This window comes from Pandoraea pneumonica, from assembly GCF_049918595.1.
GTDB lineage: Bacteria > Pseudomonadota > Gammaproteobacteria > Burkholderiales > Burkholderiaceae > Pandoraea > Pandoraea pneumonica_A.
Map to the genome: position 1 here is coordinate 17,442 of NZ_JBNCRZ010000003.1, position 12,773 is coordinate 30,214.

Annotated in this window: 12 protein-coding genes; 7 read left to right on the top strand and 5 right to left on the bottom strand. The window is 60.9% G+C overall.

The genetic code is table 11. The annotated features are described in order from the left end of the window. Positions 1-5: 5 nt before the first annotated feature. Positions 6-956 (bottom strand): LysR substrate-binding domain-containing protein, encoded by a 951-nt coding sequence (locus ACPWR9_RS12595; protein ID WP_426298071.1) that lies wholly within the window; start codon positions 954-956, stop codon positions 6-8. 136 nt (positions 957-1,092) lie between these two features. Here ACPWR9_RS12595 and ACPWR9_RS12600 point away from each other — a divergent pair, with 136 nt between their 5' ends. Next, complete coding sequence (locus tag ACPWR9_RS12600; RefSeq protein WP_426298073.1) at positions 1,093-1,797, top strand: SDR family oxidoreductase; 705 nt, start codon at positions 1,093-1,095, stop codon at positions 1,795-1,797. Here ACPWR9_RS12600 and ACPWR9_RS12605 read toward each other — a convergent pair. Next, positions 1,794-2,471, bottom strand: a complete 678-nt coding sequence (locus tag ACPWR9_RS12605) for a GntR family transcriptional regulator (protein ID WP_426299328.1) — start codon at positions 2,469-2,471, stop codon at positions 1,794-1,796. The two genes, ACPWR9_RS12600 and ACPWR9_RS12605, sit on opposite strands and share 4 nt — an antisense overlap. Before the next feature lie 196 nt (positions 2,472-2,667). Here ACPWR9_RS12605 and ACPWR9_RS12610 point away from each other — a divergent pair, with 196 nt between their 5' ends. From ACPWR9_RS12610 to ACPWR9_RS12635, 6 genes are all read left to right on the top strand, one after another. Further along, positions 2,668-3,435 carry an alpha/beta fold hydrolase gene (locus ACPWR9_RS12610; protein WP_426298075.1) on the top strand — a complete coding sequence of 256 codons (768 nt, stop codon included), beginning with the start codon at positions 2,668-2,670 and terminating at the stop codon, positions 3,433-3,435. Beyond that, a complete protein-coding gene (locus ACPWR9_RS12615; RefSeq protein WP_426298077.1) occupies positions 3,432-4,697 on the top strand; it encodes an iron-containing alcohol dehydrogenase in 1,266 nt (421 codons plus the stop codon). The genes ACPWR9_RS12610 and ACPWR9_RS12615 overlap by 4 nt, the downstream gene beginning before the upstream one ends. Before the next feature lie 148 nt (positions 4,698-4,845). Next, positions 4,846-6,228 (top strand): MFS transporter, encoded by a 1,383-nt coding sequence (locus tag ACPWR9_RS12620; protein ID WP_426298079.1) that lies wholly within the window; start codon positions 4,846-4,848, stop codon positions 6,226-6,228. 146 nt (positions 6,229-6,374) lie between these two features. Beyond that, complete coding sequence (locus ACPWR9_RS12625; RefSeq protein ID WP_426298081.1) at positions 6,375-7,184, top strand: fatty acid hydroxylase family protein; 810 nt, start codon at positions 6,375-6,377, stop codon at positions 7,182-7,184. A 53-nt stretch (positions 7,185-7,237) separates the two neighbouring features. Beyond that, positions 7,238-8,182: an alpha/beta hydrolase gene (locus tag ACPWR9_RS12630; protein WP_426298083.1), complete on the top strand. Its 945-nt coding sequence runs from the start codon at positions 7,238-7,240 to the stop codon at positions 8,180-8,182. A 52-nt stretch (positions 8,183-8,234) separates the two neighbouring features. Next, positions 8,235-8,849 (top strand): 3'-5' exonuclease, encoded by a 615-nt coding sequence (locus ACPWR9_RS12635; protein ID WP_426298085.1) that lies wholly within the window; start codon positions 8,235-8,237, stop codon positions 8,847-8,849. Between the two features lie 91 nt (positions 8,850-8,940). Here the strand turns inward: ACPWR9_RS12635 and guaA are convergent, their stop codons facing one another. From guaA to guaB, 3 genes are read right to left on the bottom strand one after another with little or no spacing between them, the layout of a single operon-like run. After that, the gene (gene guaA, locus ACPWR9_RS12640) at positions 8,941-10,524 is read right to left on the bottom strand and encodes a glutamine-hydrolyzing GMP synthase (protein ID WP_426298087.1); all 1,584 of its coding nucleotides are present in this window, start codon (positions 10,522-10,524) and stop codon (positions 8,941-8,943) included. Then, a complete protein-coding gene (locus tag ACPWR9_RS12645; RefSeq protein ID WP_426298089.1) occupies positions 10,499-11,206 on the bottom strand; it encodes a hypothetical protein in 708 nt (235 codons plus the stop codon). The genes guaA and ACPWR9_RS12645 overlap by 26 nt, the downstream gene beginning before the upstream one ends. A gap of 6 nt (positions 11,207-11,212) precedes the next feature. Next, on the bottom strand, positions 11,213-12,673 hold the full coding sequence (gene guaB / locus ACPWR9_RS12650; RefSeq protein WP_150678408.1) for an IMP dehydrogenase: 1,461 nt from the start codon (positions 12,671-12,673) through the stop codon (positions 11,213-11,215). Positions 12,674-12,773: the final 100 nt, after the last annotated feature.

A 12,773-nucleotide genomic window follows, 5' to 3' on the forward strand; every position in this document is an offset into this window, starting at 1 on the left:
AAATGCTAACCCGTCATGCGTGCTTGCTGCAAAAGCCAATCGCGCACGTTTGCGACTTGCCCGGCATGCCGCTGCCGACGTGGCGACACGATGTAGAAGCCAGCGCCGGTGCGCAGTTCGGTGTCAAAGAGGCGCACGAGACGGCCCGCGTCTACGTCGGATGCGATGAAGTCCGTGTGCGCCAGCGCGAGACCTTGCCCGGCGACGGCGGCGTCGATGGCAAGGGCCGTTTGGTTGAAGCGGATGTTTTTGGCGGCGGCTAACAGTAACGGCGTCGAAGTGCGTGATGACGGTGACGATGATGATGATGATGATGAGGGCGTATTCGGCATCGCTCGTTCGAGGAACTGCGGCCACGCGTTGTGGGCATCGTGCAGCAACGCATGCCCATGAAGCGTACCAGTCGCCGCAGGATGGCCTGTCGCAGCAATCAGTTGGGGGCTGGCGACGGCGACCTGCACTTCTTCGAACAACAACTCTGCGCTAACCCCGCCACCAAACGGCGGTCGGCCGTAGCGCACGGCGAGATCGACCGCATCGGCCTGAAAATGCGATAACCGGTCGGTCGCGAGAATGCGCAGATCGATATCGGGATGCGTTGCCAAAAACGCGGGAAGCCTCGGAATCAGCCATTTGGCTGCAAAGGTCGGCGTGACGCTGATCGTCAGACGAAGCGGCTCGGGACGTAACGCCTGCGTGGCTTCCGTGAGCAGTTCGAAGGCGCGGCGCACGCTGCCCGCATAACGCCTGCCGTTCTCGGTGAGCGAGAGCGTGCGCGGATGGCGCTCAAACAGCTTCATGCCGAGTTCAGCTTCAAGGCCCCGGATCTGCTGCGCGACCGCGCCCTGCGTCACCCCGAGTTCCTCGGCCGCCACCCGAAAGTTCAAATGACGACTCGCGGCCTCGAAAGCCCGCAGCGCATTGAGTGACGGGAGACGGCCAAAAGCTTCGGACATGGTGTAGTTTTTCTACTGGATCAAGCGTTGAAATCTGGTGCATCGACTAGGGCGGACGATGTTACGCTTTCACCCATGATTTTCGAGAGTCGGCGTGCCATTGTGGCAGTCGCTGGCGTATCAGGAGGATATCAGGATGACTGTAGAAAAAGTGGCGTTGGTGACAGCGGGTGGCAGCGGCATGGGCGCGGCGGCGGCACGGCGCTTGGCAGCAGACGGTTACAAGGTCGGCATTCTGTCGTCGTCGGGTAAGGGCGAAGCGCTGGCCGCCGAGTTGGGCGGCGTGGGCGTAACGGGATCGAATCAGTCGGTGGAGTCGCTCCAGCAACTGGTCGACGCGGTTGTGTCGCGCTGGGGCCGCATCGACGTGCTGGTCGATAGCGCCGGACATGGTCCGCGCGCGCCGATTCTCGAGATCAGCGACGAGGACTGGCATCGCGGCATGGATACGTACCTGATGAACGTGATTCGTCCGACGCGACTGGTGACACCGATCATGCAAAGCCAACGCTCGGGCACGATCATCAATATTTCGACGGCGTGGGCATTCGAGCCAAGCGACATGTTCCCGACCTCGGCCGTGTTTCGCGCGGGTCTCGCGTCGTTCACGAAGCTGTTTGCCGACAAGTACGCGAAGGACAACGTGCGGATGAACAATATCCTGCCCGGCTGGATCGACAGCTTGCCGCAGCAAGACACCCGTCGCGACAGCGTGCCGATGCAGCGTTACGGCAAAGCCGAGGAGATTGCCGCAACGGTGGCGTTCCTTGCATCGGAAGGCGGGGGCTACATCACGGGCCAAAACATTCGCGTCGACGGCGGTTTGACGCGCTCGGTTTAAGCGCGGTCGCCTAACACAGTCGCGCGGGTAAATTCCTCGATGTTGTCCAACAGCGCATCGAGTCCGTCGCCCGCGCGCTTCACTTCGCCAGCAGCAATCGCGTCAGCCACTTCGGCATGCAGCCGCGCCATCGTCGGCAAGTCGGCGGCTTCCTTGTAGTGGTAGTACCAGAAGCGCCGCGACAAGCCGTGCATCAAGCGCATTGCGCCTTCGGCAAACTCGTTACGCGCGGCCACCAGACACAACTCATTGAATTCACGGTCGGCACGGATGAACTCCACATCCTTGCCGGTGCGTGCCGCGCTCTTGAATTCCTTGGCGAGACGCGCGAAATGTTCACGCTGCTCAGCGGTGGACTTCTTCGCCGCGCTGCGGGCAATGAGCCGCTCCACTTCACGTCGCGTCTCCAGCAAGCGCAGTTGCTTAGCCACGTCCATCGTCGGTACGAGCAACCCGCGCTGCGGCAGCACGACGATCAAATGCTCGCGGGCTAATCGCTGAATCGCCTCACGAATGGGCGTACGGCCAAAGCCCGTCATCTCGCTTAACTGCAACTCCGACATCGTCGAGCCTGGAGCCAGGCGCAGCGTCACGATGGCTTCTTCAATCCACTCGTACGCCATATCGACCATGCGTCCGCGCGGGATGGCATCGACTCGGTCGTTTGCGGCCATCGCTTCCGATTTTTCCGCGCGTTGCGTCGCTTTCTTTGTGGCCATTGGGTCAAAGCCGAAAGGAAATATTAATTGTATATCACCTGCTTTCCGCGCCCTCGCCTCCGGGCTTTCCCGGGGGTTACATGACCGAGGCAGTTGATCTAATATGCCGTTACTAACCAACTAATATATTAGTTAACCCCAAGGATCTGCGATGGACATTAGGTGCATTGGCAAGCCCGACGGTTTTCCGGTGATTGCGCTGCACGGAATTCAAGGCACCAGCGACGCGTGGGTGCCGGTGGCGACCGCGCTTGGTGACGCGTATCGGTTCCTCATGCCCAACATGCCCGGTCGCGGCGACGCGCCCTATCCGGTCTCTGCGCAGGCATGCAGCGCGGCGGTGTTCGCGCACCTCGCCAGCGAGGTCATTGAGCAAGAAGTCGGTGACCGTCCCTATGCGCTGGCCGGTTGGAGCATGGGCGTGTCGGTGATTCTCGAATTGATGGCGCAGTTGGCGAACGGCACCGCGCGTCATACGCCGCCAGTGGCCGTGATGCTGATCTCCGGGACAGCCCAATTGAATGAGGTGGCGTGGTTCAAAGCGTCCGAGCCCACGGCGCTGCTCGAAGAAATCGCCCAACGCGAAGTTCGTTTGGGGCTCAAGCAAGCCGCGCATCCGCAGGTCGTTGCGTGGACTTGGGGCGCGTTGAAACCCGTCTCACACCTTACGAACTTGGTGCACGTCACGATGCCCGCCCTTATCGTCCACGGCAGCGACGACGAGGACTGTCCCGTCGCACATGCACGTCGCATGCGCGACGGTATCCGCAACGCGGCGCTGCATGTGATCCCTGGCGCGGGCCACTCCCTCCTGTCACAGAACACGCAAGACGTCGGCGCGACGATGCGAGCCTTTCTGACACAGCACTGCACGCCGTCGACACCGGCCGCCCCTGTTCATCACGAGATCCCCTTATGAGAATCGACGACTGCATCCACTTTTGCGTGCCATCCCGGCTCATCATCGAGTTGGGCTATCGCCACAAGCTTCCCCAGCTTTTGCAAAGTCTGGGTTATCGGCGCGGACTGCTCGTCACCGATAGCTTCTTCGCAGAGCAGACGCCATGGGTTCGTGACTACGTGGCCGAGTGCAAGCGCCTAGGCGTTCACGTCGACGTCTATGCGGGCGGTCGGCCCGACCCCACCACCGACCTCTGCGACCGCGCCACCACCGAGCTGCGCGGCACGTTGGGCGTTCTGCTGCCGGACCACATCGTCTCGCTAGGCGGCGGCAGCAACATCGATCTGGCCAAGGCGCTGTGCGTCACGCTCCCGCAAGGCCGTCCCGTTCGCGACTTCGCGGCCGGCGTGACGAGCGACGCGGCGGTCATCGACCACATCTCGGTGCCGACTACCGCTGGCACCGGTTCGGAGTTGACGCCGGGCACCATCTTGTTCGATCCGGCGAGCGGGATAAAAACCGCTGTGATGGACAACCGCTTGCGTCCGGTCATCGCCGTCGTCGACCCTGAACTCACCTTCACCTGTCCGCCGAAGGTGACGGCCGAGTCCGGCATCGACGCGCTGACGCACGCACTCGAATCGTTCGTCACCCTCGACTCCAGCCAATTCGACCGGGGCGGCAGCATCGACCCCGGCTACAGCGGCCGCAGCAGCCTGACCATGCTCTTCGCCCGTGAATCGATTCGACTCGCGGCGATGTATCTGCTGCGCTGCTATCGCAACGGCAGCGACGTCGAAGCGCGCGTCGGCATGTGCTACGCCAGCGTCTATGCGGCCATGTCGTATGGCAGTGCTGGGCTTAACGCCGTCCACGGCATTGCGTACGGCGTCGCCGCGCTGACGCACCAGTCGCACGGCGCCACCAATGCCGTTGTGTTGCCGTACGTCGTCGATGCCCTGCGCGAGTCGCGCCACACCGAGTTGCTCGAAGTCGCGCGTCTGTTCGGCATCGATGCCGACGACGACGCGCAGGCCGTTCGCGCGCTGCCGCATACGCTGCGCGAGCTCGTAGGCCAGTTGGGCATCCCCACCGATCTGCATGCGTTCGGCATCGCCCGGACGTCACTGAAAGATTTGCTCACCGACTCGCTTGGCGTGACCCGGTTGGCGAAAGCATTCCCCGTAGGGAATATCGAAGCGTGCTATGCGCAGATCATCGACAACGCATGGCAAGGAGCGCTTCGAGACGAGAAGGCAGAGAGACTGACGGCCGCCTGATCGCGTCGGATCACATCGATCCGACGCGATCGCCACCGCGCCCGCAAAGACACAACACCTTACCGGTCCGGAATCACCGGCCACTTTGCGTCTCGATGCCTAATATGTTAGATGCCTATTAGAAGTTTGCATTGGAGGAGACACCCCCATGGAAATGTCGACAGCCGCGTCGCGGCTAGGTGTTGACGTCGTCGCGCGTCTTGAGCGATTACCGATGACCCGTTATCAACGAACCCTGTTCTCGATCATCGCCACGGCTTGGTTTTTCGACTCGATGGATCTCGGGTTGATGACGTTCGTTCTCGGTTCGATTAAAGCGGAATTTGGTTTGTCTGCATCACAAGCCGGGCTGCTCGCCAGTTCGAGTTTTCTCGGCATGTTTGTCGGTGCCGCAACCGCGGGTTTGCTGGCCGACAAGTTCGGGCGAAAGCCGATCTTTCAGATCAGCATGATCTTCTGGGGCTTCGGCAGCCTGATGTGCGGCTTTGCGCACAACGTCGAGTCGCTGATGCTGTATCGCGTGGTGCTTGGCTTCGGCATGGGGATGGAGTTCCCCATCGGTCTGTCGATGGTCTCGGAAATTGTGCCGGCGAAGAGCCGGGGCAAGTACGTGGCCATTCTCGAGGGCTTCTGGCCGATTGGCTTTATTGCAGCGGGTGCGTTCTCGTACTTCATGCTGCCCGTGATCGGCTGGCGCGGCATTTTCATTGCGCTGGCGATTCCCGCCGTGTTCGTGTTCGTCATCCGGCGCATGGTGCCGGAGTCGCCGCGCTGGCTGGAGGACACCGGGCGAATGAAGGATGCGGCGGACGTCATGGACCATATCGAAGCCAAGGTGGAAAACGCCTACGGCCGCAAGTTGCCTGAGCCAGTCAAAACGACGGGCGCACCTCGTGTTTCGTCGGATCGTAAGGCGCTTTTCGCCGAGATTTGGCGCGGGGTCTATGCGAAACGGACGGTCATGCTCTGGACCACGTGGTTCTTTGCACTGCTGGGCTACTACGGCTTGACGACATGGCTGGGCGCGTTGCTGCAACAAGCGGGTTACGAGATCACCAAATCGGTGCTCTACACCGTCTATATCTCGCTGGCCGGAATTCCGGGGTTCCTCTTTTCAGCGTGGCTGCTCGAGAAGTGGGGGCGCAAGCCGACGTGCGCGCTGATGCTGCTCGGCAGTGCCGTCGCGGCGTATCTGTACGGTCAGGCGGCGGGGACCAAGGCCCCTATCGAACAGTTGATCGTGACGGGTCTGATGATGCAGTTCTTCCTGTTCGGCATGTGGTCGGTGTTGTACGCCTACACGCCGGAGCTCTACCCAACGCGCATGCGCGCCACGGGGTCCGGCTTCGCCTCGTCCATCGGACGCGTTGGCTCACTTGCTGGCCCCTTCGCCATCGGCGTGCTGCTGCCGACATGGGGTCAGACAGGCGTGTTCACGATGGGCGCCCTCTCCTTCGTCGTTGCCGCACTCGCCGTGTTGCTGCTCGGTGTGGAAACGAAGGGGCGTTCGCTGGAGGATGTGTCGCACTAAGCCATCGCATTGCAAGATGGCTGCCGGCGGGAGCCCTGCTCTCGTCGGCGAAACGCCCTTGGTGTGGTTGATTTTTTTCTTTCCCAAACTAATATATTAGTTGTGTATTTGTAAATTTCTCATCGATCAAATGCAGGAGATTTGCCATGATTACCGAGCGCCAATTGAAGTTCAGAGAGCAGTACAAATCCGATATCAGTCCGATGTACAACGGGCTGTTACATATCGTTGTGATGTATGTCGTGGCCGTTGGCGCGGTGTGTTACGCGGTGAGCCGGTTGCAGCATCCGACGTGGGAATGGTTGCTGATCGTGCCGGTGTTTCTGGCGGGCAATTTTGTCGAGTGGTTCATGCATCGTTTCGTGATGCATCGCCGGGTGGACGTCTGGGGGCTGCGCGAGATTTACAACCGGCATACGCGTCAGCATCACCAGTACTTCACCGATCAGTTGTCGACGATCGACACGACGCGTGAATTCCGGATCGTGTTCTTTCCGTGGCGTGTGCTGATGACGCTGGGTGTCGGGGGCGGCGTGTTTGGCTACATCACCTCGCTGGTGCTGAACACGAACGCGGGATGGATGGTGTTTCTGACGATGGTTGGGCAGTACGTGATTTATGAGACGTTCCATTACTGCTGCCACTGCCATGAGAACTGGTTCGTGCGCAATATGCCGTTTATCAATACGATTCGTCGCCATCATACGGCTCACCACAACATGGGCATCATGATGAAGTACAACATGAACCTGACGTTTCCGATTGCCGACTGGTATATGGGCAGCAGCGATTTGCGGCGCGGTTTGATCGGTCATTTGTTCAACGGGTATAGCGAGAAGCACATTAAAGCCGAGCTTAAGCCGATCATCGCGAAGTTCCGGGACGATCATTCTCGCGTGACGCTCGACGGTCCGATCCTCACGGACGAAGAGCGCCGCGCGATGACGGCGATCTGAGTGTCGCGGCTTTGATAGAATCTGCCGCACACTACGCGCGATGAGAGACCTTCATGATCGACCGACGCCAGTTTGTCCGCTATGGGTTAGGCGCCATGGCCGCAGCATCGATGTCCCCGTTCGCCAATGCACAAGACGCGGATAAGAAGGTCTTTCTCGATTACACGCAAAAGCAATTGGATGACGCCTACACGCAGACCGTGTGGGCGCCCAACGCCAAGCAGGTCATCGACGGGTACACGCGCACCAGCGAGGAAGTGCGTCAGAAGTTGCCGCCGACGACGTATGCCTATGGTGGCAAGGCGTCGGAGAATCTCGACGTGTTTGCACCGCAGGGCGCGCGCAATTTGCCGGTCATGGTGTTTATTCACGGTGGCGCGTGGCAAATGCTCTCCAAGGACGATAGCTCCGGCCCCGCGCCGACGTTTGTTGGTGCGGGCGCGATTTATGTCGCCATCAATTTCGACAACATGCCGGGCAACACGCTACCGGGTATGGTCGATCAGTGTCGTCGAGCGCTCGCTTGGGTCGGTGCCAATGCGAGGCGCTTTGGCGGCGACCCTGAGCGCATTTATGCCTCGGGGCATTCGTCGGGCGGGCATCTCACGGCGGTAATGCTGACGACTGACTGGAAGGCCCATGGTGCGCCGGCGCAGTTGCTCAAGGGCGGCGTGGTGCTGAGTGGGATGGGCGATCTCGCGCCAGTGGTGCAGTCGGTGCGCGGGTCGTATGTGAAGCTGAGTGCTGCGCAGGTGATTGAATTCAGTCCGATCAAGCAGTTGGACAAAACGAATTGTCCGGCGTTGGTGGCTTGGGGGACGTTGGAGAGCCCTGAATTTAAGCGCCAGAATCGGGAGTTGGCCGATGCGTTGGCCGGGCACGCGCGTCTCGCGGGGGTGTTTCAGGTGAGAGGCGCGAATCACTTTGAAGTGGTCAACGAGTTGAATCGGCCGGATTCCGAGTTGTCGCGAGCGACATTGGCGTTGATGAATATTTGACTCGGCGTTCGGCCGGGTGATTGGTAATTCCTGATTCCAGATTGAGAGACGGATGCAGACAGTTGCAGTGCTTGACTTCGAAACCACCGGCTTGTCGCCCACGCAAGGCGACCGGGCGACCGAAATTGCGGTGGTGTTGTGGCGTGATGGCCAAATCGTCGACCGCTATCAGAGCTTGATGAACGCGGGACGGCGAATTCCTTCGGATGTGGTGGCGCTCACGGGCATCACGAACGAGATGATTGCGTCGGCTCCGTCTGTTTCGAAGGTGATGCGTGAGGCGGCGGCGTTCGTGGGCAACTGCCCTGTCGTGGCGCACAACGCGGGCTTCGATAAGCGGTTTTGGCAGGCGGAGTTGGCGCTGCTCGGGGAATCGGCGAATCACGCGTTTGCCTGCACGATGCTCACAGCGCGCCGGATTTATCCGCACGCGCCGAATCACCGGCTTTCGAACTTGGCCGCGATGCTGCAATTGCCCCAAACCGGACGTGCCCACCGCGCGATGGTCGACGCGGAGATGACGACGCATCTTTGGCATCGGATGCAGAGCGATATCGCTCGCATGTATGGGCTGGCGCATGTGGATCATGCGTTGATTTCGCGCGTGCAAGTGACCAGTAAGGATAAGGTGGCCGTGATGTTGAGGGGGTTGGCGGCGGGGGGCTGACGATTAGCGCGAGCGTGGCGGTTTGCATGCCTCCCAGAAAGAAAAACGGCTTGGCAGATGCCAAGCCGTTTTTTTATTCACCGCGGGAGTGTTATTCCCACTCAATCGTCGCAGGCGGCTTACCGGAGATGTCATAGACAACCCGGTTCAAACCACGCACTTCATTGATGATGCGGTTCGACACCTTGCCGAGCAACTCATGCGGCAGATGTGCCCAATGAGCCGTCATGAAGTCTTGCGTCTGCACCGCGCGCAGTGCCACAACCCACTCGTACGTGCGGCCATCGCCCATCACGCCCACGCTCTTGACCGGCAGGAACACCGCGAACGCCTGGCTCGTCAGTTCATACCAAGTCTTGCCGCTGTTCGGCTCGACCGTGTTACGCAGTTCTTCAATGAAGATCGCATCCGCACGGCGCAGCAATTCGGCGTACTCGAACTTCACTTCGCCCAGAATACGAACGCCCAGACCCGGGCCCGGGAACGGATGGCGATACACCATATCGTGCGGCAGACCCAGCGCCACGCCCAACTCGCGCACTTCGTCCTTGAACAGGTCGCGCAGCGGCTCCAGCAGCTTCAGACCCAGCGTCTCCGGCAGACCACCCACGTTGTGGTGGCTCTTGATCGTCGTCGCCTTCTTCGTCTTCGCACCGCCCGACTCGATCACGTCCGGATAGATCGTGCCCTGCGCCAGCCACTTCGCATTCTTCAGCTTCTTCGCTTCCGCCTGGAACACTTCCACGAACTCGCGGCCGATGATCTTGCGCTTCTGCTCCGGATCGGTCACGCCCTTCAGGTGACCCATGAACTGCTCCGACGCGTCCACGTGCACCACCTTCGCGTGCAGACGGCCCTGGAACATCTCCATCACCATCTGGCCTTCGTTCAGACGCAGCAGACCGTGATCGACGAACACGCACGTCAACTGATCGCCAATCGCACGGTGAATCAGCGCCGCCGCGACGCTCGAATCGACGCCGCCCGACAACCCCAGAATCACTTCCTCATCGCCCACCTGCTCACGAATGGCCTTCACAGCCTCTTCGATGTGGTCGCGCATGATCCAGTCCGGCTTCGCACCCGCGATCTGAAGCACGAAGCGCTCCAGCAACTCGCGGCCCTTCACGGTGTGCGTGACTTCCGGGTGGAACTGCACGGCGTAGTAGTTGCGCGACACGTCGGCAATACCCGCGATCGGGCAGCTCGGCGTCGATGCCATCAACTCGAAGCCCGGCGGCAGCGCCGTGACCTTGTCGCCGTGGCTCATCCACACCTTGAGCATGCCGTGGCCTTCGGCCGTACGGAAATCCTCAATGCCTTCGAGCAGCGGCGTATGCGCATGCGCACGCACTTCGGCATAACCGAATTCGCGATGATCGCTCGCCTCGACCTGACCGCCCAACTGCACCGTCATCGCGAACATGCCGTAGCAAATGCCCAGCACCGGCACGCCCAGATCCCAAACGGCCTGCGGGGCACGCAGATCCTGATCTTCGTACGTGCTCGCGTGGCTGCCCGACAGAATGACCGCCTTCGGATTGAATTCACGAATGAATTCGTCCGTAACGTCGTTCGGGTGAATCTCGCAGTAGACGTGCGCTTCGCGAACGCGGCGTCCGATGAGCTGGGTGACTTGCGAGCCGAAGTCAAGAATGAGGATTTTGTCGTGCATCGTGAGGTACGGATGAAGTGGATTCGTTGGACGTCGGCGCCGTGGCGGAAGGCACGGGCGTGACAATGCCGGTGGCACCTACAGGCGCGACCGGCGTGGCGGGTGCGGAGCCGCCGCGAGGCGCCTCCATGCGCGGCTCAGCGCGCGTGCCTCGAGCCTCATCGGCCCGGGCATCGGGGTAGTCGTATTGAGCAGGGCCGCGGGCATCGCGCGAATCACGTCGCGCGCCGTCGGTCACGACGCCGCCACGCACCTGCTCTGTAGACTGCTGTGCCGCCTTCACACGCTCTTTCGTGCGTACGCTGGAGGCCAGCTTAACGAGAATTGCGCCAATCACCAGCAACACGCCCCCCAGCGCCGGCATCAACAACTTGCCGCCACCGGTGACGGGCAATTGCCCGGAAATCAGCCAGCCCAGCACGAACGCACCGATGACCCAGTTGATATGCCCCGTCACTTTCGCAACGGTGGCCGTCAACTGGCCATTCACGGTGGCGTGCCATTGCAGCCAGGCCACACCGATGAACGCCACGCCAAGCGCCTGCGCATAAAGCACAGGCGATGGCGCAGGCACCTCGATGGCTGCATACAGCGAGGACCAGAACGACGCGATCAATAGCACGCCAAGTGCCAGATTCAACGCCGCATCGAGGAACAGTACCGTACGCAACATGGCCTTCATGGGCAATTACTCCACGTGGTAGTTGGGGGCTTCCTTCATGATCTGAACATCGTGAACATGCGACTCGCGCATGCCGGCCGACGTGATTTCCACAAACTCAGCACGGTTGTGCAGGTCTTCGATCGACGGGCAACCCAGATACCCCATCGACGAGCGGATACCGCCGGTCAACTGGTGAATGATCGCCAGCACACTACCCTTATACGCCACACGGCCCTCGATGCCTTCCGGCACGAGCTTGTCGGCGTTGTTGGCCGGGTCCTGGAAGTAACGGTCAGCCGCGCCATCCTTCATCGCGCCCACCGAACCCATGCCGCGGTAGCTCTTGTACGAACGGCCCTGATACAGGAACACTTCTCCCGGCGCTTCTTCCGTGCCGGAGAACATGCTGCCCATCATCACGGTATGCGCACCCGCTGCCAATGCCTTGGCGATGTCACCCGAGTAACGGATACCGCCGTCCGCGATCAGCGGCACGCCGGTGTCCTTCAGGGCTTCAGCCACATTGGCAATTGCGGTGATCTGCGGCACGCCAACGCCTGCCACGATACGCGTCGTGCAAATCGAACCCGGGCCGATACCGACCTTGACGGCGTCTGCGCCGTGCTCAACCAGCGCCAGCGCGGCGCTCGCCGTGGCGATGTTGCCGCCGACGACTTCAATTTGCGGGAAATGCTTCTTGACCCATTGCACGCGGTCCAACACGCCCTGGCTGTGGCCGTGAGCCGTGTCCACCACGATGACGTCCACGCCAGCCGCGACGAGCAGCTCGACGCGCTCTTCGTTGTCTGCGCCAACGCCGACTGCCGCGCCAACGCGCAGCTTGCCGTGTTCATCTTTGTTCGCGAGCGGGTGTTCGGTTGCCTTGGTAATGTCCTTGACGGTCATCAGGCCGCGCAGCTCGAACGCATCGTTCACAACCAGCACGCGCTCAAGGCGGTGGCTGTGCATCAGATGTTCGGCATCGGCCGGCGATGCGCCTTCAGGCACCGTGATCAGCTTGTCCTTGGGCGTCATGATCGCGCGCACCGGCTCGTCCAGGCGCTTCTCAAAACGCAAGTCGCGGTTGGTGACGATACCGATGAGTTGTGCGCCTTCGACAACCGGGAAGCCGGAAATGCCATGCTGGGCCGACAGCGCCATCACGTCGCGCACCTTCATGTGCGGCGGAATCGTGATCGGGTCGCGCACCACGCCAGACTCGAAGCGCTTGACCTTGGCGACTTCGCGCGCCTGCTCGGCCGGCTTCAGATTCTTGTGAATAATACCGATACCACCCTGCTGCGCCATGGCAATGGCCAGACGCGCCTCGGTCACCGTATCCATGGCGGCCGACAGCAAAGGCATATTCAAGGTGATGTTGCGCGTGAGCTTGGTTTTCAGGCTGGTGTCGCGCGGGAGAACGGCGGAGTACGCCGGGACGAGGAGCACGTCATCGAAAGTGAGTGCTTTTTGGATCAGACGCATGGCAAATCCTATAGGCGCAAAACCGAATTATACAGAAATCGCGCGCGGGATGGCACGTCTACCCCATATGTCAAGGGGCTTTTTCCCCGATCAAATGCCG

Bases quoted from the DNA above. Each gene is read 5' to 3' on its own strand.
- ACPWR9_RS12595 (WP_426298071.1), bottom strand. From the start codon at position 956: ATGTCCGAAGCTTTTGGCCGTCTCCCGTCACTCAATGCGCTGCGGGCT.
- ACPWR9_RS12600 (WP_426298073.1), top strand. From the start codon at position 1,093: ATGACTGTAGAAAAAGTGGCGTTGGTGACAGCGGGTGGCAGCGGCATG.
- ACPWR9_RS12605 (WP_426299328.1), bottom strand. From the start codon at position 2,471: ATGGCCGCAAACGACCGAGTCGATGCCATCCCGCGCGGACGCATGGTC.
- ACPWR9_RS12610 (WP_426298075.1), top strand. From the start codon at position 2,668: ATGGACATTAGGTGCATTGGCAAGCCCGACGGTTTTCCGGTGATTGCG.
- ACPWR9_RS12615 (WP_426298077.1), top strand. From the start codon at position 3,432: ATGAGAATCGACGACTGCATCCACTTTTGCGTGCCATCCCGGCTCATC.
- ACPWR9_RS12620 (WP_426298079.1), top strand. From the start codon at position 4,846: ATGGAAATGTCGACAGCCGCGTCGCGGCTAGGTGTTGACGTCGTCGCG.
- ACPWR9_RS12625 (WP_426298081.1), top strand. From the start codon at position 6,375: ATGATTACCGAGCGCCAATTGAAGTTCAGAGAGCAGTACAAATCCGAT.
- ACPWR9_RS12630 (WP_426298083.1), top strand. From the start codon at position 7,238: ATGATCGACCGACGCCAGTTTGTCCGCTATGGGTTAGGCGCCATGGCC.
- ACPWR9_RS12635 (WP_426298085.1), top strand. From the start codon at position 8,235: ATGCAGACAGTTGCAGTGCTTGACTTCGAAACCACCGGCTTGTCGCCC.
- guaA (WP_426298087.1), bottom strand. From the start codon at position 10,524: ATGCACGACAAAATCCTCATTCTTGACTTCGGCTCGCAAGTCACCCAG.
- ACPWR9_RS12645 (WP_426298089.1), bottom strand. From the start codon at position 11,206: ATGAAGGCCATGTTGCGTACGGTACTGTTCCTCGATGCGGCGTTGAAT.
- guaB (WP_150678408.1), bottom strand. From the start codon at position 12,673: ATGCGTCTGATCCAAAAAGCACTCACTTTCGATGACGTGCTCCTCGTC.